This is a genomic window from Vibrio sp. Isolate30, from assembly GCF_022397975.1.
GTDB lineage: Bacteria > Pseudomonadota > Gammaproteobacteria > Enterobacterales > Vibrionaceae > Vibrio > Vibrio fortis.
The window spans coordinates 106,125-130,793 of the sequence record NZ_JAKEUS010000010.1 but is presented as its reverse complement, the minus strand read 5'-3'; the positions used below and the strand labels follow the sequence as shown (position 1 = coordinate 130,793).

21 protein-coding genes are annotated in these 24,669 nt (G+C 45.3%); 15 read left to right on the top strand and 6 right to left on the bottom strand.

From position 1 onward, the window contains the following. Positions 1-96 precede the first annotated feature (96 nt). The 8 genes from L1D60_RS19520 (at position 97) to L1D60_RS19485 (ending at position 6,662) form a co-directional block, all read left to right on the top strand. On the top strand, positions 97-837 hold the full coding sequence (locus tag L1D60_RS19520) for a heme ABC transporter permease (protein WP_150871471.1): 741 nt from the start codon (positions 97-99) through the stop codon (positions 835-837). A 14-nt stretch (positions 838-851) separates the two neighbouring features. Continuing rightward, on the top strand, positions 852-1,058 hold the full coding sequence (gene ccmD / locus L1D60_RS19515; RefSeq protein WP_032549636.1) for a heme exporter protein CcmD: 207 nt from the start codon (positions 852-854) through the stop codon (positions 1,056-1,058). Then, positions 1,055-1,537: a cytochrome c maturation protein CcmE gene (ccmE, locus tag L1D60_RS19510; RefSeq protein WP_239842538.1), complete on the top strand. Its 483-nt coding sequence runs from the start codon at positions 1,055-1,057 to the stop codon at positions 1,535-1,537. Before ccmD ends, ccmE begins: the two co-directional genes overlap by 4 nt. Further along, entirely contained in the window at positions 1,534-3,495 is a 1,962-nt protein-coding gene (locus tag L1D60_RS19505; protein WP_239842537.1) for a heme lyase CcmF/NrfE family subunit, read from the top strand. Before ccmE ends, L1D60_RS19505 begins: the two co-directional genes overlap by 4 nt. An 8-nt stretch (positions 3,496-3,503) precedes the next feature. Next, complete coding sequence (locus L1D60_RS19500) at positions 3,504-4,055, top strand: DsbE family thiol:disulfide interchange protein (protein WP_239842536.1); 552 nt, start codon at positions 3,504-3,506, stop codon at positions 4,053-4,055. Continuing rightward, on the top strand, positions 4,052-4,537 hold the full coding sequence (locus L1D60_RS19495; protein WP_239842535.1) for a cytochrome c-type biogenesis protein: 486 nt from the start codon (positions 4,052-4,054) through the stop codon (positions 4,535-4,537). The genes L1D60_RS19500 and L1D60_RS19495 overlap by 4 nt, the downstream gene beginning before the upstream one ends. After that, on the top strand, positions 4,537-5,757 hold the full coding sequence (gene ccmI / locus L1D60_RS19490) for a c-type cytochrome biogenesis protein CcmI (RefSeq protein ID WP_239842534.1): 1,221 nt from the start codon (positions 4,537-4,539) through the stop codon (positions 5,755-5,757). The genes L1D60_RS19495 and ccmI overlap by 1 nt, the downstream gene beginning before the upstream one ends. A gap of 116 nt (positions 5,758-5,873) precedes the next feature. Beyond that, entirely contained in the window at positions 5,874-6,662 is a 789-nt protein-coding gene (locus tag L1D60_RS19485; RefSeq protein WP_239842533.1) for a VacJ family lipoprotein, read from the top strand. Between the two features lie 80 nt (positions 6,663-6,742). Here the strand turns inward: L1D60_RS19485 and L1D60_RS19480 are convergent, their stop codons facing one another. The 4 genes from L1D60_RS19480 to L1D60_RS19465 form a co-directional block, all read right to left on the bottom strand. Continuing rightward, a complete protein-coding gene (locus L1D60_RS19480) occupies positions 6,743-8,032 on the bottom strand; it encodes an outer membrane protein transport protein (RefSeq protein ID WP_239842532.1) in 1,290 nt (429 codons plus the stop codon). A gap of 294 nt (positions 8,033-8,326) precedes the next feature. Continuing rightward, entirely contained in the window at positions 8,327-9,574 is a 1,248-nt protein-coding gene (locus L1D60_RS19475; RefSeq protein ID WP_239842531.1) for an outer membrane protein transport protein, read from the bottom strand. Positions 9,575-9,873: 299 nt separating this feature from the next. Next, positions 9,874-10,602, bottom strand: a complete 729-nt coding sequence (locus tag L1D60_RS19470) for a DUF3379 domain-containing protein (protein WP_239842530.1) — start codon at positions 10,600-10,602, stop codon at positions 9,874-9,876. Continuing rightward, positions 10,595-11,170 carry a sigma-70 family RNA polymerase sigma factor gene (locus L1D60_RS19465; RefSeq protein ID WP_239842529.1) on the bottom strand — a complete coding sequence of 192 codons (576 nt, stop codon included), beginning with the start codon at positions 11,168-11,170 and terminating at the stop codon, positions 10,595-10,597. The genes L1D60_RS19470 and L1D60_RS19465 overlap by 8 nt, the downstream gene beginning before the upstream one ends. Positions 11,171-11,696: 526 nt before the next feature. Here L1D60_RS19465 and fadI point away from each other — a divergent pair. Together fadI and fadJ are read left to right on the top strand one after the other, a co-directional pair. Then, positions 11,697-13,004 (top strand): acetyl-CoA C-acyltransferase FadI, encoded by a 1,308-nt coding sequence (gene fadI, locus L1D60_RS19460; RefSeq protein ID WP_032549624.1) that lies wholly within the window; start codon positions 11,697-11,699, stop codon positions 13,002-13,004. Further along, positions 12,956-15,202, top strand: a complete 2,247-nt coding sequence (gene fadJ, locus L1D60_RS19455) for a fatty acid oxidation complex subunit alpha FadJ (protein ID WP_239842528.1) — start codon at positions 12,956-12,958, stop codon at positions 15,200-15,202. Before fadI ends, fadJ begins: the two co-directional genes overlap by 49 nt. A 288-nt stretch (positions 15,203-15,490) precedes the next feature. On the opposite strand, the gene L1D60_RS19450 is transcribed toward fadJ, so the two are convergent. Beyond that, complete coding sequence (locus L1D60_RS19450) at positions 15,491-18,268, bottom strand: insulinase family protein (RefSeq protein WP_239842527.1); 2,778 nt, start codon at positions 18,266-18,268, stop codon at positions 15,491-15,493. 302 nt (positions 18,269-18,570) lie between these two features. Between L1D60_RS19450 and sixA the strand changes: the two genes are divergently transcribed. After that, on the top strand, positions 18,571-19,035 hold the full coding sequence (sixA, locus tag L1D60_RS19445; RefSeq protein ID WP_239842526.1) for a phosphohistidine phosphatase SixA: 465 nt from the start codon (positions 18,571-18,573) through the stop codon (positions 19,033-19,035). A gap of 141 nt (positions 19,036-19,176) precedes the next feature. On the opposite strand, the gene smrB is transcribed toward sixA, so the two are convergent. Beyond that, positions 19,177-19,707 carry an endonuclease SmrB gene (gene smrB / locus L1D60_RS19440; protein ID WP_239842525.1) on the bottom strand — a complete coding sequence of 177 codons (531 nt, stop codon included), beginning with the start codon at positions 19,705-19,707 and terminating at the stop codon, positions 19,177-19,179. Between the two features lie 62 nt (positions 19,708-19,769). Here smrB and prmB point away from each other — a divergent pair, with 62 nt between their 5' ends. The 4 genes from prmB to L1D60_RS19420 all read left to right on the top strand — a co-directional run bounded on the left by prmB (position 19,770) and on the right by L1D60_RS19420 (position 24,656). Further along, positions 19,770-20,702, top strand: coding sequence for a 50S ribosomal protein L3 N(5)-glutamine methyltransferase (prmB, locus tag L1D60_RS19435; RefSeq protein ID WP_150895473.1), 933 nt, complete (start codon positions 19,770-19,772; stop codon positions 20,700-20,702). A 530-nt stretch (positions 20,703-21,232) separates the two neighbouring features. Continuing rightward, a complete protein-coding gene (locus L1D60_RS19430) occupies positions 21,233-21,874 on the top strand; it encodes a LysE family translocator (RefSeq protein ID WP_239842524.1) in 642 nt (213 codons plus the stop codon). A gap of 434 nt (positions 21,875-22,308) precedes the next feature. Then, entirely contained in the window at positions 22,309-23,775 is a 1,467-nt protein-coding gene (locus L1D60_RS19425) for a YdiU family protein (protein WP_239842523.1), read from the top strand. A gap of 152 nt (positions 23,776-23,927) precedes the next feature. Continuing rightward, positions 23,928-24,656 (top strand): response regulator, encoded by a 729-nt coding sequence (locus L1D60_RS19420; RefSeq protein WP_239842522.1) that lies wholly within the window; start codon positions 23,928-23,930, stop codon positions 24,654-24,656. Positions 24,657-24,669: the final 13 nt, after the last annotated feature.

Below are 24,669 nucleotides of genomic sequence, written 5' to 3'. Positions count from 1 at the left end.
TCCTAGAGTCGCCACACGGAAAGCAACCGTAGATAAATTATAATAACTATAGCTTTAACAGCTGTAAGTAATATGAAGTAAGAGTGAGATTACAACATGTGGAAATGGCTCCATCCCTACGCCAAAGCGGAAACCTCTTATCAGCTCGCTGGTAAGCTTCTGCCATGGTTCTCAGTTCTAGCACTAGTGTGTCTATCCGTTGGTACCGTTTGGGGGCTTGCATTTGCGCCTTCTGATTACCAGCAAGGCGATAGCTTTAGAATTATCTACATTCACGTTCCATCAGCAATTTGGTCGATGGGTGTGTACATGTCTATGGCGATTGCTGCGTTTATTGGCCTAGTGTGGCAAGTGAGATTGTCTGACATGGCTTCACTGGCAATGGCTCCGATTGGTGCCGTGTTTACCTTTATTGCGCTATTGACTGGTGCAGTTTGGGGTAAGCCAATGTGGGGTGCTTGGTGGGTTTGGGACGCACGTTTAACTTCAGAACTGATCTTACTATTTTTGTACTTGGGCGTTATCGCTCTGCACCACGCTTTTGATGATCAGAAAACAGCGGCAAAGGCAGCAGGTATCCTTGCTATTGTCGGTGTGATTAACCTACCTATTATTCACTTCTCAGTAGAGTGGTGGAATACACTGCACCAAGGTGCAACGATCACTAAGTTCGATAAGCCATCGATCTCAAGCGATATGTTGTGGCCACTGCTTCTTAATATTTTCGGTTTTGCATTCTTCTTCGGCGCCGTCACTATGGTTCGTTTCCGTAACGAAATCATCAGCAAAGAAGGTCATCGTCCGTGGGTCCGCAAACTAGCGGCAGAAAAAGCGTAATCGGGTAGGTAACTATGTATTTTGAATCTCTAAGTGATTTCTTTGCGATGGGCGGTTACGCCTCTTACGTTTGGAGTGCATTCGGAATCACTTTTCTTGCGATGATCATCTTGCTGGTAGTCAGCGTTCGTCGTGGTAAGCAATTGCTCAATGAAGTACAAGCTAAAGTTGATCGCCAAGCGCGAATCGACGCAGCGAAAAAAATGGAGAACACTCTATGAACCCAAGGCGTAAAAAGAGACTGGGTATTGTCCTAGCTATTTTTATTGGTATTAGTGCAACTGTCGGCCTGATGGTTTATGCATTGAATCAAAACATGGATCTGTTCTACACACCAACGGAATTGGTAAACGGTAAAGACGGCCACAAGCCAGAAGTAGGTCAACGCCTACGTATTGGTGGCATGGTTGTTGTTGGCTCTGTGAAGCGTGATAACGAATCTTTGCGCGTGAGCTTCGATTTAGCGGATGTTGGCCCTAAGGTGACCATTCTTTACGATGGTATTCTTCCTGATCTTTTCCGTGAGGGGCAAGGTATTGTCGCTCAAGGCGTATTAAAAGATGCAACGACCATCGAAGCGTTTGAAGTTCTAGCTAAGCACGATGAAGAGTACATGCCTTCTGAAGTGGCTGAAGCGATGAAAAAGACACACGAGCCTTTGCAATACTCGACTGAACAAAAAGAAGGAAGTGCTCAATGATAGCCGAGATCGGCCACTTTGCCATGATCCTATCGCTAGGATTGGCATTGTTGCTGAGTGTGCTCCCACTTTACGGAGCTGCTCGCAATAACACTTTGCTGATGAACAGTGCTCGCCCACTTTCTTGGGGTATGTTCATCTTCCTAGCGATTTCGTTTTTTATTCTATGTTACGCGTTTTATACCAACGACTTTACGTTGCAGTATGTTGCAAGTAACTCTAACAGCCAGCTTCCTTGGTACTACCGTATAACGGCTGTATGGGGTGCGCACGAAGGCTCACTACTACTTTGGGTACTTATCCAAGCAGGTTGGACTGTTGCGGTTGCGGTGTTTAGCCGTGGTATGCCACAAGAGTCGGTAGCACGTGTTCTGGCGATCATGGGTCTTATCACTGTCGGCTTCTTGCTGTTCATCATTGTGACCTCAAACCCGTTCCTACGTACCTTGCCGTTCTTCCCTGTTGACGGTCGTGACCTCAACCCGCTTCTTCAAGATCCAGGTTTGATCATTCACCCGCCAATGCTTTACATGGGTTATGTAGGCTTCTCGGTTGCGTTCTCGTTTGCTATCGCATCACTCATGAGTGGTCGTTTAGATACAGCATGGGCACGTTGGTCACGTCCTTGGACTATCGCTGCTTGGTTATTCCTAACTCTAGGTATCGCACTAGGTTCATGGTGGGCTTACTACGAACTAGGCTGGGGCGGCTGGTGGTTCTGGGATCCAGTAGAGAACGCGTCATTCATGCCTTGGTTAGCAGGTACTGCACTCATGCACTCTCTAGCAGTGACAGAGAAGCGCGGTACATTTAAAGCATGGACAGTACTATTGGCAATCTCAGCATTCTCGTTGAGCTTACTGGGTACCTTCTTAGTTCGTTCAGGTATCTTGGTATCGGTTCACGCCTTTGCTTCGGACCCTGCTCGCGGTATGTTCATCTTAGGCTTCTTAGTCTTCGTAATTGGTGGTTCATTACTTCTGTTTGCTGTGAAAGGTGCAGCAGTACGAGTTCGTGGTAACTTCGATCTTGTATCTCGTGAGAACTCACTGCTTGCTAACAACGTACTACTTATCGCAGCACTAGTGGTTGTGCTTGTTGGTACACTACTGCCACTTGTACATAAACAGATTGGTCTTGGTTCAGTATCTATCGGTGCACCGTTCTTCGATATGCTGTTCTTCTGGTTGATGATTCCATTCTCGTTCCTACTTGGTATCGGTCCACTGATCCGTTGGAAGCGTGACAACCTGTCTAAGCTTGTTAAGCCAATGGTTGTATCTGGTGTGCTATCAATCGGTCTAAGTTGGCTGATGGTAAGCGTACTCGCTGAGTACTTCAGCGGAACAGCGTTTGCTGGTTGGGTAATGGCATTCTGGATCATCTTCATGCACGGCTTTGAACTGCATGAACGTGCTACACACCGTCATAGCTTCTGGACTGGTGTGACTAAGATTCAACGTAGCCACTGGGCGATGATGCTGGGTCACCTTGGTCTTGCAGTTACTGTTATCGGTATTGCAATGGTTCAAAACTACAGCATTGAACGCGATGTACGTTTGGCTCCAGGTGAGTACTACCAACTTGAAGAGTACGATTTCTACTTCGCAGGTGTTCGTGACAAAGATGGTCCGAACTACGATGGCTACATCGCTGATTTTGAGATCACTAAAGATGGTAAGTACATCAATACGCTGCATGCAGAGAAACGTTTCTACACCACAGCTAAGTCTATGATGACAGAAGCTGCGATTGATCGTGGCATCACTCGTGACCTATACATCGCAATGGGTGAGCGTCTTGATGACAACAAATCGTGGGCTGTACGTGTTTATTACAAACCGTTTGTTCGTTGGATCTGGGCTGGTTCTTTGATCATGTCACTGGGTGGTGCTATTGCGATCAGTGACCGTCGTTACCGTTTCCGCAAGCCAGCGAAAAAGACAGCCGAGAAGTAGGAGGCTTAATGAATAAGAAGATACTTTTCATTCCATTGATTGCTTTTATGGCATTGGCTGTCATTTTTGCAACTCAGCTTGTACGCAATCAGTCGGGCGATGACCCGACTAAGCTAGAGTCAGTATTGATCGGTAAAGAAGTTCCTGAGTTCCGTCTAGAAGATCTAGCGGAGCCGGGCAAGCTTTACGACCAAGCTGTATTCAAAGGCGAGCCTCTGCTTCTAAACGTTTGGGCAACTTGGTGCCCAACGTGTTACGCAGAGCACTCATACTTGAATAAGCTGGCGGCGCAGGGCGTTAAGATCATCGGTTTGAACTACAAAGATGATCGTAACAAAGCAGTTGGTTGGTTGAATGAGCTTGGTAACCCTTACCTAATTAGCTTATTTGATGGCAACGGTATGCTGGGCTTAGACCTAGGCGTATACGGTGCTCCAGAAACGTTTCTGATTGATGCAAACGGCATTGTTCGTTACCGCCATGTGGGTGATGTAAATCCAACAAACTGGGCATCAACGCTTGAGCCTATGTATCAAGAGCTATTGGAGGAAGCAAAATGATGAAACACGCACTGATTGCGCTGTTAGCAACGTTTGCTATTTCACTGACAGCAACAGCAGCGATTGAAATTCATGAGTTTGATAACTTGCAGCAAGAGCAGCAATTCAAAAACTTGAGTAACACCCTGCGTTGTCCAAAATGTCAAAATAACACCATTGGTGATTCGAATGCAGAACTGGCGGTCGACCTTCGCCAAAAAGTGTATGAGATGACGAAAGAGGGCAAGTCTGAGCAGGAGATCATTGACTACATGATCGCTCGCTATGGCAACTTTGTAACCTACAATCCGCCGCTTACGTTAGCAACATCAATCCTATGGGTTGGTCCGTTTGCCGTTGTGGTATTTGGTTTCGCGCTTATCGTACTGCGAAGCAGAAAATCAAAAGCGAAAGTCGTAGAGTCAAACGACGACTGGGATGCAGATAAAGAAGCACGTTTAAAAGCGTTACTCGATGAAGAGAACGACGGAGACAAGAAGTAATGACTCTATTTTGGATTTCTACAATTATCCTTTCATTAGCTGCTGTCGTGTTGATTGTTTTGCCATTTGTGAACAAGAAAGCCAACAACGATGAAGCACTTCGTGATGAATTGAATAAGGCTTTCTATAAAGATCGTCTAGATGAGTTAGAAGTTGAAGCGGAAGAAGGGTTAGTTGATAACCAACAAGAGCTGATCGCTGACCTTAAGCAGTCTCTTCTTGATGATATTCCAGCAGAAAAGGCGACTAAGACGACTCAGATTTCAACGGCTGTTGTCGTTGTACCATCCGTAATCATGGTGCTAGCAATTAGCTACGGCATGTACTTCCAGTTTGGTGCAATGGACAAGGTTCAGCACTGGCAGCAAGTAAGTGCAAATCTACCGGCTCTATCTAAGAAGCTGATGTCTGCAGAAGGCAGTGCACTGACTGATGATGAGTTGGAAGATCTGACACTGGCACTTCGCACACGTCTGCATTACCAGCCTCAAGATTCGACAGGTTGGTTATTGCTAGGTCGTATTGCTCTAGCAAACCGTGATGCGCAAACCGCTATTGATGCAATGGAGCGCGCTTACAAGTTAGAGCCGAACAACGAAGATGTTCAACTTGGTTTTGCACAAGCACTGATGCTGTCTCCTGATGAAGCGGAACAGAATCAAGCTCGTCTGCTTTTGAGCCGTCTTGTTCAGAAAGACTATGTTGACTTGCGTGTGTTCTCACTGTTGGCGTTTGATGCATTTGAGCGTCAAGATTACCCATCAGCAGTGAAGTACTGGAGCATCATGCAACAGATGATCGGTCCACAAGACAGCCGTTACGAAATGCTATCACGTAGTATCGAAAGTGCTCAGAAGAAAATGGGTAATCTAATGGGTGTAGCGGAAGGCAAGAGTGTGGCTGTAACGCTAAACCTAGGTGAGCAAGTGAATGCCGACCCTGATTCTGTACTTATCGTATCGGTACACAGAGCAGACGGTTCTCCTATGCCAGTTGCTGCAGCTCGCTACCCATTGGGCTCTTTCCCTCGTACGGTTGTACTGGATGATGGCAATAGCATGATGGAAGGCATCAAACTGTCTAGCCTTGAATCTCTGATGGTTCGCGCTAGGCTTGATACAGATGGCAACGTTGCAACTCGCGAAGGCGATTGGTACGGTGAAAGTGAAGTGGTAGAGCTAGGTTCTCCAGTAACACTGAGTATTGACCAGCAGTATTAATCAGCGAATTGCACAAGCGTGGCTATTCCGATTTCTATAGAAACGTTATAGACTTACGCAAACAATTGAGGCCAGCGATTGCTGGCCTTTTTATTATTCCTTATGGAAAAGGTGTTATGTCTATAAGTACGTTAAGGCTTTCAGGTTTACTCCTTGCTGCAAGCATGACGGTCGGGTGTTCAAGTGTGCCCGATGAAGAGGTCGCACACTCAGATAGCCAAGTGACGACGGAATATGAAGCTGAACCGCATCCTAATGACCCTTTTGAAGGCTTCAACCGTGCTATGTGGGATATCAACTACGAGTATCTCGATCCTTATTTAGTACGCCCTGTGTCTCTGGCTTACGTGAATTACACGCCCGTTCCTGTACGTACTGGTATCTCTAACTTTCTAGCGAACTTGGATGAACCTGCCAGCATGGTCAATAACCTGATCATGGGTAATGGTGAAAAGGCGTTGGATCACTTTAACCGTTTTTGGATTAACACCACCTTTGGTCTAGTGGGCTTGATTGATATTGCGAGTGAAGCAGGTATCACTAAGTATGACGATAAGTCTTTCTCAGATGCTATCGGTCACTATGGAGTAGGCAATGGTCCGTACTTCATGGTTCCGGGTTATGGCCCTGTGACCACACGTGAAGTGACTGAGCAGGTTGATGGTCTTTACTTGCCACTCTCGCTACTGAACTTTTGGGCAGGTCTAGGTAAGTGGGCGTTAGAAGGTATGGAATCTCGTGCTCAACTCGTATCTCAAGAAGCACTGCTTGAAGATTCTCCAGACCCATATGCATTGACACGTGATATCTATATTCAGCGTCGTGATTTTAAGGCAGAAATCGAGCCTGAAGAAGTCGACTTAGAAGAAGAAGATTTGATTGATGGCTATTTGGAAGATTTCTAACTAGGCCTTAAGTTTAAATCAGACATAAAAAAGCTCGGTACGTACCGAGCTTTTTTGATCTTGCTTTGTATTTGAAAAGCTTAGAAGCGGTAGTTCGCTTGAACACCCACTAGCCAGATACTGCCAGATACTTCGCCTTCAAATGAGCCGCCGAATAAGTCTGCACCCGCTGGATCACTTTCATGCATTTTTGCATCTTTCGCTAGGATGTAAGTGAAGCCAGCATCTAGAGAAAGTTGTTCAGACCATTGGTAGCCAGCACCAATACTTAACCAAGTACGATCTGTCTCTGGGATTGTCGCAGTACGGTGCTCTTCGCTAACAGCTGACGTGTCGTAAGCGATACCTGAACGTAGAGCCAATTTTGGTGTCATCTGGTAAGTGGTACCAATTGCGAAGCGGTAGTTGTCTTCCCAGTTTTCTTCTTTGATCAGTTCCGGATTGCTTCGATCTGACAGGTTTGCTTCGAGCTTTTCAAAACTACTCCAATCCGTCCAGTTAATGCTTGCGTGAACTGCAACTTTGTCCGTTAGTTGATGAAAAGATGCAATTTCAGCGGTCGCTGGCAGAGTTAAGTCCATTGAACCGCTAGTTTTAATATCATGCTTAGCAGGGTTGAATAGATTGAATCCTGCACCAGTTGCATAACCTTCGAGCGTCAGGTTTACTTCTGATTTATACGCAAAACCAAGACGATGATTTTCGTTTATCTGCCATGCAGTACCAACTTGCCAGCCCCATGCAGTGTCGTCACCTTCCATATATTTTAGTGTGTCGCCAGCGTCTACAATACCAAATGCAGGAGACGTTGCTGTTGCGCCAATGCTACCTTCAGCCATCACGTAGCGAACACCACCACCAACAGAAACGTTGTCTAGTACTTGATAAGCAGCATTTAGGTTCAACTCCATGCTGATCACGCTTGCTTCGTTGCCGTGGTTAGCGCCAGCAAAATCTTTACCTAGGTCCGTTTCCATACCGTAGTTGGTGCCTGCAGCAAAGCCGATTGCTAACTTTTCTGAATACTTGTGAGATACGTAAAAGTTAGGAATCACAGCGCTGTGAGCGAAATCTTTTGAGTTTGCCGGTGTAGATGTATTACCCGAAGTCGATGTACCTTCGATATCGATATTAGGGTCAACATAGATTGCACCTACAGACACTTGTGTGCCTTCTAGGTATGTCAGCATTGCAGGGTTGCGCCATTGTGCGCCTGCATTGTCTGCCATTGCTGCTTCACCTGCATATGCACGACCAAGGCCAGTTGCAGAGTACTCTGCTAACTGGAAGCCTGCAGCATGAGTAACGCTTGATGTAGAAAGTAAACCAACTGCCACTGCAGCAGATAGGAGAGTCTTATTCATTTTCATTATTATGTTCGCTGAATCATAAGTATTAAGGTCAGTGATTTTACTTTTAGAGCTATTACTTTAAAAACGAAATTCGAATAAAACACTGTTTTAGGTATTAAATTATTAAAAATGACCCGATCTCAGCTAAAAAAACTGAATGTTTCGAGGGTGTTACGAATTTTGAGCGTACACTTGTAGTGATATAAAGGCGTTAGAGAATACAGGTGTAAGCTTAATTGGGAGATGAATGAGTTGTTTGAACAACAAAAAAGGGTCGCATATAGCGACCCTTTGGGATGTTATTGAGCTTTATTAGAAGCTGCGGCTGTATTGTAGACCCATTAGGATCGCATCAGCGTGAGTTGTACCTGTCACAGAAGCTGCTGGTACACTTGTTTCATTTACAGAAACGTCTTCACCCAATAGGTATGTGAAACCAAAGTCTACATTAGAAGCAGTGTCGATGTGGTAAGTGAAACCTGCTGAGAACCATTGACGATCAGAATCTGGTACAGAAATTGATGTTAGCTCATCTTGTGCGCTAGTGTCATACATGTAACCTGCACGTAGAGTCCAAGTGCTGTTTAGGTAGTAAGTACCACCAATTGCGTAGTGCCAACCATCTTGCCATTCGTATGCTTTTTCAGTGTACGGAAGGTTAGGGTTGCCAACTAAGTTAACATTATCAAACTCGATTTTGTCAAATGCACTCCAACCAATCCATTGCACAGAGTAGTGTACTGCAAACTTAGTATCTTCGATTTTGTGGTAACCTGAGAATTCAGCCATATCTGGTAAAGGTAGTGTAATCTCTTGGCCTTTATCATCTTCAGCTGTCATCTCTGGGCTGTAACGGTATGACAGACCAAAACGGTTATTTTCATCAAGTTCGTAAACAGTACCTAGGTTGAAACCAACAGCCCAACCATCTGCTTTGTCGATATCAATCAGGTTAGTCGTACCACCAAGAGCAGGCGTTCCACCACGCTTCATAGTACCTTGACCGTAGATTAGGTCTAAGCCAGCACCTAAGCTCCACTGATTATTTAGACGATACGAACCTGATAGACCAAAGTTAATACTCATGATGTCTGTCAGACCACCATACTCTTTTGCTACGTAGTCATCTGAAAACTCAGTTTTTGTACCGAAGTTTGAGTACGCGTTCACACCCCAAGCAAACTTGTCATTTACAGGCACGATTAAATGAATATTTGGTGCAATTGACGTATCACCTACATCATCGTAATCAGCACTTACACCACCAGGAGAAGTCGGTGAAGTATATGTCGCATCTTTTACTTCAATCATTGAAGTGATGCTCTCAAAACCAAGAGAAAGCTCAGTTTTGTCAAATAGCGCCATTGCTGCTGGGTTACGAGCCATTACAGAAGCGTTATCTGCGATTACTGCGTCACCAGCGAATGCACGGCCGATACCTGTCGCAGATTGTGCGTTAAGTTGGAAACCTGCTGCCATTGCTTGTGAAGAGGCGAGTGTAATTGTCGTAATTGTCACTGCTAAAAGAGACTTTTTAAACAGACGCGTGTTGTTTGTCATTTATCAATTCCTTTATTGTATCCGCCTCTACAGGGCGATTTATTTGAGCTTTTGCTCAATGGGGGCTGATCCTAAGCGTTAGTATAGAGTATACAAATCCGACCATTGGAAAATTTGAGCATAAAATTACGGAAATGACGCCTATCTGACACGAAAATGGCAGGAAACGCTGTTTTTTAGAGTTTTAACTCTAGCGTTATATTTTTTGTGAATGGTTTGGGTGTTTTCTATAAAACAAAGCCCGGCAATATCAGTGATATAGTGCTGGGCCTAGTATTTGCGGGCGTTGAGTGAGCAGATTAACTCATCGGTTTGATCATTTTAGACAGTTTTTCTGCAATTTTGTCGACATCTTCACCTTCCATGCCAACCAGTATCAAACTGCTGTTATCGATAGGTGTAATCGAACCTGACATGCCATCTTCTTCGAAGTTTTGGCTCTTGTCTGACGGTATGCTGGTTAAAAACAGCGTAACCTTGCCTTTTTCACCCTGAAACACCATATGCATTGCATTGGATTTACCAAAACCACAGTGATTCAAGTAATAAACATGATATGGAAAGTTATCGTCAAATTGAAAAGCAAACGGGTTCATTTTTGTATTGATCTGATCGGACGATACATTCTCATCCAAGACCTCTACAAACGGCTTTTCAGTCACAACGTGTTTCATTGCTGTGTCAGCTAAACTCGCATGGGCAGGAGAAACAAATGCGTTACCCCAATTAACTTGCCCAACAAGTAGGCCGGCAACAAAAGCCACTGATGCAGCCATCGCCATGGCACGACGAGCAAACGTTGGTTTAACCACTTTACTCTCTTCATAAGATGTTTGATTGAACAAGATGCGATCGGCAAGATCGTCGGGCACATCCACATTCATGGCTGAATGAATTTGCTTATCAAGAGCAAGAACATCATCCAAGAATTTGCTATTTGCCTCGCTATTCGCTGTGGCATCAATGATGTCTTGATTTCTCTGTTTCGGTTCCGACAATATACGACGACGGAATTCTAAATCATCCATTATGTTGCCCCCTTTCTGCCTCTTCTGAATCCAGCATCTCTTTCAGCTGGTTTCGCGCCCTAAATAATCGTGTCATTACCGTATTTTTATTAAGCTCTAAGACCTCTGCGATCTCTTCACCACTAAACCCTCCAATCACTTGAAGAAAGAGTGGTTCACGGTAATCGACGTCTAATTTCATGATCTGGGCTTGTAACCATTCGTGTTGGTGATGCGGGTCGTCGCTGACTTTAGCATCATTACCGTGGTCATCAATATCAACCAGATCAAATTGTTTGCGTTCAAAACGTCTAGCATTCTCGCGGCGTAAAATCGTGATTAACCAAGATTTTGCTGCTTTCTCATCTTGCAAACTATCAAGTGACTTCCATGCTCTTAAGCATGTCTCTTGCACTAAATCCTCAGCAATGCTTTTGTCTTTGCATAACCAGTAGGCATAGCGGAATAGGTCGCGATGATAAGCACGCACGAGCGCTTCGTATTTTCTTTGTTTGTCCATATCAGAGTTGACCGGACGCTTGGCAGTTTTCTTTCCAAACATTTTTATTATCGACACATGAGCCTCCATATTTGCTCTGTGGATAGAGTGTCTTTGTTCGTTGTGCTTTGTTTTCTATGTTGTAATCGATTGGAAATCGTAAAATCACATTAAAATTGATCTACTTCAAAATCTGAGACTTCGAACAGGCTATAGTACATCTTGTCGTCTAGTTAGTCATTGTGACTGACATGTTGAGCAAGACGACACTTCCTTTTGAAGGCTGACTTTACTTTCTCCTAATCAGGAAACTGATTATTTCAATTGGCGTAACGTTAATTGCTTTAAAACATTCCAACCACACAGTTCTGTGTGGTTTTTTTTTGCCCTAAGAATCCAATAAGCAACTTGGCTCTTATGTTTTGCAAATGATTGTTCTTGCTTTTAGTTTAGCGTTTATTTGAACCTTAATAATCCGAAAGGTTCGATTCAATATCACACTTCTTATCAATGTGCGCTTTCTACCCGTGTCACGTTTATTTAAACGGCTGTTTGATTAAATTAACAACTTCTTTACAATGCATCAGGTCAGACCTCTTAAACTTAAGGAGAAACCATGGGCAAACAGGAAGTCAAAACTCGTTCGGGAGAGCGTGTTGCCGTTGTCGCTGGATTACGAACCCCATTCGCTCGCCAAAGTACAGAATTTAGTCAAGTGCCTGCGGTGGATCTAGGAAAAATGGTCGTGAGCGAAATGCTTGCGAGAACCGATATTGACCCTGCGTTAATCGAGCAAGTGGTATTCGGGCAAGTTGTTCAAATGCCTGAAGCGCCAAACATTGCGCGTGAAATCGTACTGGGAACAGGCATGAACATTCACACCGATGCTTACAGTGTGACTCGTGCTTGTGCGACGAGTTTTCAGGCCGCTGCAAACGTAGCAGAAAGCATTATGGCAGGGACCATTGATGTGGGTATTGCGGGTGGTGCAGACTCTTCATCGGTTCTTCCGATTGGTGTATCGAAGAAGCTGGCGGCTAACCTTCTTGCTTTGAGTAAAACCAAAACACTAGGCCAAAAACTAAAGATTCTAAAGAGCCTATCAGTGAAAGATCTTATGCCTGTGCCACCGGCAGTAGCGGAATACTCTACTGGCTTGTCGATGGGACAAACCGCAGAGCAAATGGCTAAAACACACGGTATTACACGTGAAGAACAAGACGCGCTTGCTCATCGTTCGCACTCTCTTGCTTCTCAAGCGTGGAAAGATGGCAAGATTCAAGACGAAGTCATGACGGCTTTCCCTGCGCCTTACAAGAAGTACATCTCTGAAGATAACAACATTCGCCATGAATCGACCCTAGAGGGCTACGCTAAATTGCGTCCAGCTTTCGATCGCAAATATGGCAGCGTGACAGCGGCTAACGCGACACCTCTAACGGATGGCGCTGCAGCAGTAATGTTGATGCGCGAGGGCAAAGCGAAAGAGCTCGGTTTAGAAGTGATGGGCTATATTCGCGGTTTTGCTTTCTCAGCTATTGGTGTTGAAACCGACATGCTCATGGGTCCAACTTACGCGACTTCAAAAGTGTTGGAAAATACCGGACTAGAGTTATCAGATCTTACCCTGATCGACATGCACGAAGCATTTGCCGCACAAGCTTTAGCGAACGTGAAAATGTTTGCAAGTGACGAGTTTGCTCAGCAGAACCTCGGTCGTGGTAAAGCGATTGGTGAAATCGATATGGATAAGTTTAATGTTCTTGGTGGTTCTATTGCTTACGGTCACCCATTTGCCGCAACCGGTGCTCGTATGATGACGCAGACATTGCGTGAACTGAAACGTCGTGGTGGTGGTTTAGCGTTGAACACAGCGTGTGCCGCTGGTGGTCTAGGTGCAGCAATGATCTTGGAGGTGGAGTAATGTCTAATAATGCTGAAGTGAACACAGAAAACGAAGTCGCTATCAATAACGATTCGGCTCCAGCAGCAGAGAAAGCATTCTCTCTGAATATCGATGACCAAAACATTGCTTGGTTGGCGATTGACGTTCCAAACGAAAAAATGAACACGCTCCAAGCGGCCTTTGCTGAAGAGATGAAAAGCATCTTTGAACAGCTAAAAGAGAAGCAGAGCAGTGTTAAGGGTTTGATTGTTCACTCATTAAAGCCTGATAACTTCATTGCGGGTGCGGATGTTCGAATGCTCGATGCATGTACCAGTGCTAGCGAAGCTGAATCTCTGGCAAGACAAGGGCAGGAGATGTTCCAAGCGCTGTCTGACCTACCTTATCCGGTTGTTGCAGCGATTCATGGCCCGTGTTTAGGCGGTGGCTTAGAGCTGGCTCTTGCATGTGATTACCGTGTATGTACAGATTCGGATAAAACACGTTTAGGTCTACCAGAAGTACAGCTTGGTCTATTGCCAGGTTCTGGTGGTACTCAGCGTTTGCCTCGCCTTATCGGTTTGCTTCCGTCGCTCGATCTTATCCTAACGGGTAAGCAGTTGCGTGCGAAAAAAGCGAAGAAGTTGGGCGTTGTTGATGCATGTGTGCCTGAAACCATTCTTCTAAAAGTCGCGAAAGATCTTGTTGAGAAAAACTCGGGCAGCAAGAAAGGTAAACGACTCGCTTCTAATAGCCAAGCTTCAACTAAAGAGAAGCTTATTTCGCGCAATGGCTTGGGTCGTAAGGTTATCTTTGAGCAAGCCGCTAAAAAAACGAATCAGAAAACACGCGGCAACTATCCAGCAGCGGATGCGATTCTCGACGTGATTCGTCACGGCCTCGAAAACGGCTTTGACAAAGGACTGAAGTACGAGGCGCAACGTTTCTCTGAGCTCGTTATGAGCGACGAATCGAAAGCGCTGCGCTCTATTTTCTTCGCAACGACTGAGATGAAGAAAGAGCATGGTGCGGATGCTGAACCGAATCGCGTTAACCGTGTTGGCGTACTAGGCGGTGGCCTTATGGGCGCTGGTATTAGCCATGTGAGTGTTGCAAAAGCTAAAGTCCCTGTTCGTATTAAAGATGTCTCGAACGATGGTGTTCTGAACGCGTTGAATTACAACTACAAGCTGTTCAACAAGCAGAAGAAGCGCCGTATTTTGAGCCGTGCAGGTTTAGAAAGCAAAATGCTACAGTTATCGGGTGGTATCGATTTTACTAGCTTCAACCATATTGATGTAGTCATCGAAGCCGTGTTTGAAGATCTGGATCTTAAGCAGAAGATGGTCGCGGATATCGAAGAAAATGCGAAGCCAGAAACGATCTTTGCAACTAATACTTCGTCTCTGCCAATCCATAAGATTGCTGAGAAAGCAGAGCGCCCAGAGAATGTTGTCGGTCTTCACTACTTCAGCCCAGCAGAAAAAATGCCACTGGTTGAGGTAATTCCTCATGAAGGGACATCAGATCAAACTATCTCAACGGTTGTTGCTCTGGCGAAGAAGCAAGGCAAAACGCCTATCGTTGTAAAAGACAAAGCGGGCTTCTATGTAAACCGTATTCTTGCTCCATACATGAACGAAGCAGCTCACCTTCTGCTGGCGAATGAGCCTATCGAAAAGCTCGACAGTGCTCTGCTTGATTTCGGCTTCCCTGTTGGGCCAATCACGCTGCTAGACGAAGTGGGTGTGGATATTGGCGCGAAGATCATGCCGATCCTAGTTAATGAACTGGGTGACCGCTTCCAAGGTCCTGATGTGTTCGATGTGCTATTGAACGACAATCGTAAAGGGCGTAAGAGTGGTAAAGGTTTCTATACCTACAAAGGTAAGAAGAAAGAAGTTGATAAGTCAGTCTACAAACTTCTGAAACTTCAGCCAGATCCTAAGTTGAGCGATAACGACATAGCGATGCGTTGTGTGCTACCAATGCTCAACGAGGCGGTACGTTGTTTAGATGAGGGTATTATTCGCAGTCCACGTGACGGTGATATCGGCGCAATCTTCGGTATCGGTTTCCCTCCATTCCTCGGTGGTCCGTTCCGTTACATGGATCAAATTGGCGTGAAGTCGCTGGTTGAGATGATGAATGACTTTGCAGTGAAGTACGGCGACCGTTTCGCACCGTGTGATGGTCTACTGACTCGTGCAGGCCTGGATGAGCCGTTCTATAAGTAGAGTGAAATAATTCTATGACAAAGCCCGCATTTCGTTGAGATGCGGGCTTTTTTGTAGGAATGAAAAAGTAAGAGATTCCCGACTCAGTCGTTCCTCCTTCTCGGGAGTGACAGGAACAGTAGTCGCTGGTGGGAATACACAAGCTCAAAGGGAGAATAACGACATAACCTTGCCGTCATCTCCTAGAGCGACGAAGGAGCGTAATAGGAGATCTGCTTTTAGCGCGAGCCAGATAAAACAGAGGTTGATGCGCTAACATCAACCTCATGACTTTCGGACTAAGAATTATCAACCCAGCTCAGTATCTTTCGGCCGCAGTTGAAACTCTTCAATAGAACCAATCTCAACGCCCATAGAGAGCGATGGTTCGTCTTGGTGAGCATTACCCTGCGCGTGCATAACCAAGCGGTTAGCAGTGCGTGGCTTGAGTTGATTGACCACGAAGCGAATCATGTCGCTGCGTGATAACTCTTTAAGCTCTTCCAACACGCGTTCACGTTGGTTAAATTCAGTATCCTTGTTGCCAATCGCGACCCACAAGCGCTGCGCGCGACCACGTAGTGTTGTGTCCGGCGTAGAAATCTGGTTCAAAAGTCCACGCTTACTGCTGTGCCACTGATAGTCGTTGAGCTCTAGTAGCACCATGTAGAAGGCGTTAAGGAATTCATCAATCGATGCAATCAAATCGACAGGTGCAGCATTTGGAGATTGTACATAGAGCACAATACCTGGGTGACGATTGAGTGGCATATTGCCAGTGCCGACCATATATCCTAGCTGCTGTTTGGTGCGGATTTCATGGAAGAAGGTTGCCGACATTAAGTGATTAGCCAGAGAGTAAAGTGCGATACTCTGAGGTGAGATATCTGGACATTGATAGTAAACCACAATCGCAGAATCATCTTGATTACACACTACTTCACGTTGGAAGCTACCATTCTCGCCGAGCATAACCAGTGGTCGTAATGACTCTTCATACGCTTGATCTTGGACGCGTAATGCATCTTTGAGCGACTCAGCCATTTGTAGCGCATCGTCTTGACGCCAATCACCGTAGACGAACATCTCTACGTGTAGCTCCGCTAAGATAGCTTGAACAAATGATGAAAGCTCATCCACTTCAATGGTTTCTAGGGCTTCGATTAACACCGAGTAGGGTGGGTTGTTCGGTTGCAATAGCCCCGTCATCGCGTTGAATAACTGGGAAATAGGGCGGTCTTGTGAGGCGTTGCTCCAACTTCTTAGCAGTTGGCTCTTTATCGTATCAAAACGAGCTGGGCTGAATTGTCTTGAAGCAAAACGCTCTAAGATCATATTCAAGAGTTGTGGTTGTTTACGGCTAAAGCCTGAGATCGTCAGTGTTACGCCACCTTGATGGGTATACATGTTGTATCCCATTCCAGCAATTTCAGCTTGATATGTCTCTTTTTCGAGTGAATCTAAGAACATTTCGACACACAAACGTGTCTTGACGATGTTTCTTGGGCTGGCGACGGAGTGAGGGCTATCGATTGCCACGTACACCACACCTTTGGGAACACGAAACTCAGTGTCTTGTAGGTGCCATAATTTGAAGCCATCCAGCTCTTGCAAAAGCGTCGGGTGAGTTTTTGGTTCTTCAAGCTCTGCAGGATCTAGGTCATAGCAGATGAACGGGTTTTTCCCTGGTAATTCAAATTCCCACCCAGGATTGATGCATTGGAAAGACTGTTTCTGCTCCTTGGTAAAAGGGGCAATCGAATAAGGCGTGAAATACCATTGCGCTTTGCGGTCATACTCTAACCCATGAGCAATAAGGGTTGAGCGCATGTTGTCCACGGTGAAATAGTCGAGCAGAGAACGTTGCAGTTCTTCATCGTAGCGTTCCATTTTGTAGTCGCCATAAATCACATCATGCTCTGGGTAGTTCTGCATATTCATGACGAGATGACTGACCACATCCATTGGGCGTGCGGGCTCTTGGAAACGGAACGCAGATTCAAGTACAGCGCGTTTTTCAAGGTAGCGCCACTCTTGCATGCCTTCTTTTTCAATTAACTTGATGTATTGAAATACCGCTTGTGTGATTTCATCAACTTTAGTCAGGCCCTCTACAGAGAGTGAACAGCTCACCGTGAAATCACGATAGTTACTGCCACTTGCACCACCACCAGCAGAGAGTGAGGTTATCCAACCCTTCTCTTTCAATTGCATCATTAGACTGCCTTCGCCTTCATAACCTAGCAAATGAGCAAAGAAGGAGAGGGGTTTGATGCTGTAGTGCTCGTCCATACTCGGCATAGGAAAAGTCAGTATGAGCTTGCGAATCTCTTTTATCGGTTCAACAAACACCTGAACGCCAGTGCTTTCTGGACCGACTATTGAAACGTCGACTCTCTTCCCTTGTCGCTGGTGATTGACGATGCTGCTGAACTTCTGTTCAACCCACGTTTGCATTTGGTCGAGTGCTTGATTGCCTGACAAGGTCAGCGTCATTAAATCGGCTGAATATTGTTGCTGGTGGAAGTCGAGAATCTCTTGGCGAATGGTTTGGCCATTTCTATCACCGAGAGTCTCAATGTTTCCAACGGAAAATTTGGCGAAAGGGTGCTCTGGATTGACCAACTCTTTTGTTACTTGGTAGAGGCGTCGCGAGTCATCGTTGAGCTTCATTTTATATTCAGAATCAACCGCTTGACGCTCTTTGTCTAGAGCTTCTTCATTGAACAGTGGAGCGGTAAAAAACTGGCTGAAGCGGTCGAGTGCATTTTCAAACGCATCTAGCTCGACGTCAAAAAAGAAACAGGTGTGCTCTGTCCCTGTCCACGCATTGTTACTGCCACCATGCTGACTGATAAAACTTTGGAACTCTCCGACCTTTGGATACTTTTCAGTTCCCAAAAAAAGCATATGCTCTAGGTAATGAGCCAAACCTTCTCGATCACTTGGATCATCAAAGTGCCCAACATTGACCGCTAATGCTGCGGCGGCTTTCTGAGCGTGCTGGTCATGAACGAGCAACACTCTCAAGCCATTATCAAGCGTTAAGTAGCGGTATTGGTGTTCGTCGTTTGGGCTTAGATGCACACGCGTGTCTCCAGAGAAGGTAGTGTTTAAATTATGTACCCGATGTAAATCGGTGCAAACCTTGTAATCCTATTTTGGGATATGAAGAGCTTTTTGCTGGTTCTGGAATCGATTTTATCGATTTTTATCAGTGATTTATTTTCTTTTAATAAGATTGTTAAGAAAGTCGAACTCTTTGGCAAGTGACTTGGTATAATTATTTATAACGAACAAAGTTTCTATAACTTTAGAGTCACCCCTAAGTAGCGTTCAGGCAACCAATGGGTTGCTTAGCTTTAACGTCTACATAGACAGGATAGAACATGAAAATATTCATAATGCGTCACGGTGAAGCAGAGCATTTTGCAAACTCAGATGCAGAACGCGCGCTCACTAAGCGTGGTAAGAAGTTATCGCTTGCAGTGGCTCAAGCTGCCGCTGAGCAAGGCGTAAACCGTTTTGATAAGGTTTTGGTCAGCCCCTATTTAAGAGCGCAAGAAACTTGGTTAGAAATCTCGGAAGTGTTTTCTGGTAACAAAGTAGAAACTAGTGAAGACATCACGCCTTACGGTGTGTCTGATCAAGTCTTTGATTACACAATTGCCATGGCTGAGGTTGAAAATCTAGAGAGCGTACTGTTTGTGTCGCACTTGCCACTAGTGGGTTACTTGACGGCAGAGTTTGCCACTGGCATGACACCGCCAATGTTCCCGACCTCGGGTTTGGTGTGCATCGATTTCGATTTAGAGACCAAAAAAGGTGAGCTAGCTTGGAATATTAACCCTTAAGCGGATTCCACCAAACTGAGTTATTCGCCAAAAGTCGAATAGCGAAAAGGCACATCTTCGTGATGTGCCTTTTGTGTATTTTAGGACGAGACATTAAGCGTTTGGCAGGGTTTCTGTAGTACACAAACGCTGTTATAGGCATTACTTCTCTGGGATAGAAAGTAGAACCAATAATGCACCGTTGCCGCCGAACTCCAAAGGCGCTTGGTGAAAGGCAAGAACATCCGGGTGCTGAGCAAGCCACAGTGGCACTTTCTCTTTTAGAATGTGCTTACCAATACCGTGCTGTACCGAGGCACACGAGACACCTTCTTTTACACAGTGAGCAATCATCGCGCCGAGTTCACGTTTAGCTTCTTGCTGACTCATACCGTGCATATCGAGATAGACATCAGGCACGTAGACGCCGCGACGTAATCTTTTGACTTCGTATTTAGACACATCATCACGTGCGTAGCGAGTTGGGCCATCTTCACTTAGGTGTGGGATAAACTCGTCCGAAAAGTAAAACTCGCTGTCACTGGCTTGTCTGGCTGTGCGCGTAATTTCTTTTTGTTTGGTATTTCTTTTTGGCTGCTGGATTATGGTATCCTGTTGCAACTTTTTAACGCCCTTTACTGCTTCACTGAACAGGGCGAAATCGTCATCGAGATCGGTGTCTTTTTTGCTCATCAGGTTATAAGTTCTAAATTGAAACGTAATTAGCAGTATTGTAGCGCTTTTCGGAGATGATTTTGGATAAGATTTTTGTAGAAGAAGCGGTATCAGAACTACACACGCTTCAAGATGTGATTCGTTGGACTGTTAGCCGCTTTAATGCAGCGGGCCTATTTTATGGTCACGGCACAGATAATGCGTGGGATGAGGCGGTACAACTTATTTTACCAACCCTTTATCTGCCGATTGACGTTCCTTCACACGTACTGAACTCTCGCCTAACCAGCAGTGAGCGTTTACGTATTGTTGAGCGCGTTATTAAACGAATCAATGAGCGCACACCAACTGCGTACCTAACCAACAAAGCATGGTTCTGTGGCCTTGAGTTCTTCGTTGATGAGCGCGTGCTAGTGCCTCGTTCTCCAATCGGTGAGCTTATCGAAGCGCAATTCCAACCTTGGTTGACTGAAGAGCCGACTCGCATCATGGATCTATGTACGGGTAGCGGCTGTATTGCTATCGCTTGTGCACATGCTTTCCCTGAAGCTGAGGTAGACGCGATTGATATCTCAACTGACGCGCTACAAGTTGCTGAACAGAACGTTCAGGACCACGGTATGGAGCAGCAAGTGTTCCCAATCCGTTCGGATCTTTTCCGCGACCTGCCAAAAGAGAAGTACAACCTGATCGTATCTAACCCACCATATGTGGATGAAGAAGATATGAACAGCCTACCAGACGAGTTCACTCATGAGCCTGAACTGGGCTTAGCTGCGGGTACTGATGGTCTGAAATTGGTTCGTCGTATTCTTGCGAATGCACCAGATTACCTAACAGATGAAGGTATCCTTATCTGTGAAGTGGGCAACTCTATGGTTCACATGATGGAGCAATACCCGCATATTCCATTTACTTGGATTGAATTCGAAAATGGTGGCCATGGCGTATTCATGATCACACGCGCTCAGATGCTTGAGCACGCTGATGAGTTCTCTATTTACAAAGATTAATTTGTAGAACCATTTAATCGAAAGCCGCGCTGAACAGTGCGGCTTTTTTGTTTTTGGCGAGTCATGCTTGGTTTGGCTCTATCTTTGAACAAAGACTTTACAGTTTGTTTTGGCGTTAGAAGATTTGCCTATTTGAGTATTGCTTTCACAAAGTGAAGTCCCGTTCCGCCACGTACAAAGCAATGTGATGAAGTTGATCAAGTTGCACATCTGATTCATATTGGAGCCTAAATTTATATTTAAGGGCGTGTTGACCTTTCGAGCTGGTTTTTGCAGCGAGTTGCTGGGTATTTATACAAGGCAGAGGCTTTGATGTGTAGCTAGCCTACATGAGAAGCCGATAACGTGGTAGAAATGACCAGCAAACGCCGCCCGAAGGGTTCGGCTAAAAGCGTTTTACTCTTTGTTGAGGGAGATTTGCTTAGAATGACTAGGCTACTTCTCCCTCGCCGCGATTAAAACGCTTTTATCTCGAACAAAATTCAACCACGAAAGGTCAACACGCCCTAGTGAGTTATGGAGGATTCACGATGAGTTTCGATATTTGGGTTTACTACTTTCTCGCCGTATTGGTGTTAACGGCATCACCTGGACCAAGCTCTTTGCTATGTATGACCAAGGCTGTGCAGTCGGGTTTTAGGCTGTCTGTTTTTACCGCTCTTGGCAGCTTAACGGCGATCACCTCAATTTTGACACTGTCCTTTACTGGCCTTGGTGTGATTATCGCTTCATCAGAAGTTGTGTTTAACATCATCAAATGGACAGGTGCTGCTTACCTAATTTACTTGGGTTGGAAATCTCTACGTTCTAACCAACAGAGTTACCAGCTTGATGAGCAGGAGCAAAAAGGGAGTAAACAAAACAGAGGCACTTATCTACAGCATTACCTAAGCGGGTTTATTGTAGGAGCGAGTAACCCTAAAGCGATCTTGTTCTTTACGGCTCTTTTCCCACAGTTTATTGACCCAACAGCCGCACTCTTTCCGCAGTTTGTCGTATTTGCGACGACCTTCGCAGTGATGGAGCTATCTTGGCTACTTATGTACGCCTACCTTGGGGCTAAGTCTTCTAACTGGTTGTTCGCAAAAGGGAGAGCCAAGATGTTTAACCGAGTGACGGGTGGTGTATTTATCGGTGCGGGTGCACTTTTATCGACGACGACTCGTGCGTAAAAGCGTAAAAATTTCAATTGTTACGTAAATTTCTTAATGCTGTAATAAAAAGTTAATATTAATGTGCTTGCCGGTTTTGGCTGCTTGTCGATATATTGTATATACACGGTATATATAGTTAAGGAGCGCATTTATGCAGCATCAAGAAATGATTCAACACTCTCATTTTGGCGTTATCGGTCGTACTTGGCTTTTCGCATCGGTTTCTCTAGTCGCTATTCTAGCTCTAATCTAATTAGGTTTACGCAACTCGAAAATTGTTATGAATAACTATTTTTCACGATCTTATCGCTCAATCATGTCTCAACATTGATCGTGGCTTCCTACCTTAGCAACCAAACCGCCAAGACCCAGTAGTTAGCCACTCAACCTTTCCAGAAGTTGTTACTAAACTGTGATAATCTGACACTATTATTTGATTAAAGTGTGTCGCTATGTCTATCTGGGACCATCTCTCTTTTAACAATCGATTCGTCGAACTGCCGCAAACCTTTTACTCTCGCGTTGCCCCAACACCGCTATTGAATCCGCGTTGGCTCGCGTGGAATAACAGCCTGGCTGCGGAACTTGGCTTTCCTGCTGTGGACGGAACTCAGAGCCTCGATGATGATCTGTTGAACTCTCTGTCTGGCTTAGTTGATAACGAGCACTTCGATCCCATTGCAATGAAGTATGCGGGACACCAATTTGGTGCCTATAACCCTGATCTTGGTGATGGGCGAGGGTTATTATTATCTCAAGTTGTCGCGAAAAGTGGCGAAACGTTCGACTTACACCTAAAAGGTGCAGGTAAAACACCGTATTCACGTATGGGCGATGGGCGCGCGGTGATTCGTTCCACAGTCCGAGAGTATCTGTGCAGTGAAGCGATGGCTGGGCTGAATATTCCAACCACTCGTGCGCTAGCCATGATGATAAGTGATACGCCGGTATATCGAGAAAAGCAGGAGAAGGGGGCGCTGCTACTGCGTGCCTCTGAATCGCATATTCGTTTTGGCCATTTTGAATATCTGTTTTACACCAATCAACTTGCAGAACAAAAATTGCTGGCTGATAAAGTGATTGAGTGGCATTTTCCTGAATGTCTGAGTGAAGAGAACCCTTACGCTGCGATGTTCAACCAAATCGTCGACCGTACTGCAGAGATGATAGCTCTATGGCAGGCGAATGGCTTTGCCCACGGTGTGATGAATACCGATAATATGTCGATCATTGGACAGACTTTTGATTATGGTCCGTTTGCGTTTATGGATGAGTATAACTCTCGTCTTATTTGTAATCATTCGGACTACCAAGGACGCTATGCCTTTAATCAACAGCCCCGTATTGGCATGTGGAATTTATCGGCATTGGCGCACGCATTATCTCCTCTGATTGAGCGAGCTGATTTAGAAGCGGCACTTGAGATGTACGAGCCTCAGATGAATGGCTACTTTAGTCAGCTTATGCGCAGAAAACTTGGGCTGCTGTCGAAGCAAGAGGGTGATAGCCGATTGTTTGAATCTATGTTCGAATTGATGTCGCAAAACCGAGTCGACTATCCTCGCTTCTTTAGAGCTCTTTCAGATCTCGATACTCAATCGGAGCAAGAGGTGATTGATCTGGTCATTGACCGCCAAGCCGCCAAGCTTTGGGTTGATAATTACCTTAAACGCTGTGAATTGGAACAGGAAAGCACCGAAGAGCGCTGCCAAAAGATGCGTGCAATCAATCCCAAATATGTATTGCGTAACTATCTGGCGCAGTTGGCGATAGATAAGGCTGAAGAGGGCGATGGCAGCGTGGTAGATGCCTTGATGGTGGTACTTGCTGACCCGTATGCAGAACACCCTGATTACGAATATTTGGCGGCTCTGCCTCCAGAATGGGGTAAAGAGATGGAGATCAGCTGCTCGTCATAAATCGGCTTCTCATTTCAATATCTTCAGTTAGAGGTCGCTTAGTTGTGATCTCTATCTGCTTGTTCTTCTAATTTTATCAACATATCAATAATCAAATACTCAACCTGCCTATACACTATGTGAATAAGTTGTAAATTCTATAGGTTTGGGCGATGCCAACAAATACTCGAATTCTCGTGGTGGATGATGATCAAGAAATCCGTGAGCTGCTGGAAGAGTACCTCACAAAGTCGGGCTTCGATGTCTCCTCAGTTGGAGATGGCGTCGAACTAGACGTTCACCTTCAAAATCAAGGATACCCAGATCTGATCCTGCTTGATGTGATGCTTCCCGGTGACGATGGATTTACCTTGTGTCAGCGCGTCCGTAAAAACTCCAATGTGCCTATCATTATGCTGACCGCAGTATCGGATGAAACCGATCAGATTATTGGCTTAGAAATTGGTGCAGATGACTATATCGCCAAACCGTTTAGTCCTCGTCAATTAATGGCGCGCATCAAAGCTCTGTTGCGCCGAGTTCAAGTGGTGGAGGATAAGCCGAGTGATGCACTGCCGAAACAGATCATCTTTGGTGATTGGACGCTTGATACACTCGCTCATAGAATTTCAAATAATGAGAGTGCCGAAGAGATGGATTTATCGGGCAGTGATTTCTCACTGTTAATGCTGTTTCTAACTCGTCCTAATGAAGTGCTAGACCGAGATACTATCTCTTTTGCGACTAGAGGACGTGAAGCATTGCCTTTTGAGCGTGGCATTGATGTTCAGCTCAGTCGTTTAAGAAGCCGGCTGGGCGATAGCGCCAAATACCCACACTACATCAAAACCATGCGTGGCAACGGCTATATCTTGGCTGTACCTGTGCATTATGAGCACTGAGTAAGAAGTATCT

Bases quoted from the DNA above. Each gene is read 5' to 3' on its own strand.
- L1D60_RS19520 (WP_150871471.1), top strand. From the start codon at position 97: ATGTGGAAATGGCTCCATCCCTACGCCAAAGCGGAAACCTCTTATCAG.
- ccmD (WP_032549636.1), top strand. From the start codon at position 852: ATGTATTTTGAATCTCTAAGTGATTTCTTTGCGATGGGCGGTTACGCC.
- ccmE (WP_239842538.1), top strand. From the start codon at position 1,055: ATGAACCCAAGGCGTAAAAAGAGACTGGGTATTGTCCTAGCTATTTTT.
- L1D60_RS19505 (WP_239842537.1), top strand. From the start codon at position 1,534: ATGATAGCCGAGATCGGCCACTTTGCCATGATCCTATCGCTAGGATTG.
- L1D60_RS19500 (WP_239842536.1), top strand. From the start codon at position 3,504: ATGAATAAGAAGATACTTTTCATTCCATTGATTGCTTTTATGGCATTG.
- L1D60_RS19495 (WP_239842535.1), top strand. From the start codon at position 4,052: ATGATGAAACACGCACTGATTGCGCTGTTAGCAACGTTTGCTATTTCA.
- ccmI (WP_239842534.1), top strand. From the start codon at position 4,537: ATGACTCTATTTTGGATTTCTACAATTATCCTTTCATTAGCTGCTGTC.
- L1D60_RS19485 (WP_239842533.1), top strand. From the start codon at position 5,874: ATGTCTATAAGTACGTTAAGGCTTTCAGGTTTACTCCTTGCTGCAAGC.
- L1D60_RS19480 (WP_239842532.1), bottom strand. From the start codon at position 8,032: ATGAAAATGAATAAGACTCTCCTATCTGCTGCAGTGGCAGTTGGTTTA.
- L1D60_RS19475 (WP_239842531.1), bottom strand. From the start codon at position 9,574: ATGACAAACAACACGCGTCTGTTTAAAAAGTCTCTTTTAGCAGTGACA.
- L1D60_RS19470 (WP_239842530.1), bottom strand. From the start codon at position 10,602: ATGGATGATTTAGAATTCCGTCGTCGTATATTGTCGGAACCGAAACAG.
- L1D60_RS19465 (WP_239842529.1), bottom strand. From the start codon at position 11,170: ATGGAGGCTCATGTGTCGATAATAAAAATGTTTGGAAAGAAAACTGCC.
- fadI (WP_032549624.1), top strand. From the start codon at position 11,697: ATGGGCAAACAGGAAGTCAAAACTCGTTCGGGAGAGCGTGTTGCCGTT.
- sixA (WP_239842526.1), top strand. From the start codon at position 18,571: ATGAAAATATTCATAATGCGTCACGGTGAAGCAGAGCATTTTGCAAAC.
- smrB (WP_239842525.1), bottom strand. From the start codon at position 19,707: ATGAGCAAAAAAGACACCGATCTCGATGACGATTTCGCCCTGTTCAGT.
- L1D60_RS19430 (WP_239842524.1), top strand. From the start codon at position 21,233: ATGAGTTTCGATATTTGGGTTTACTACTTTCTCGCCGTATTGGTGTTA.
- L1D60_RS19425 (WP_239842523.1), top strand. From the start codon at position 22,309: ATGTCTATCTGGGACCATCTCTCTTTTAACAATCGATTCGTCGAACTG.
- L1D60_RS19420 (WP_239842522.1), top strand. From the start codon at position 23,928: ATGCCAACAAATACTCGAATTCTCGTGGTGGATGATGATCAAGAAATC.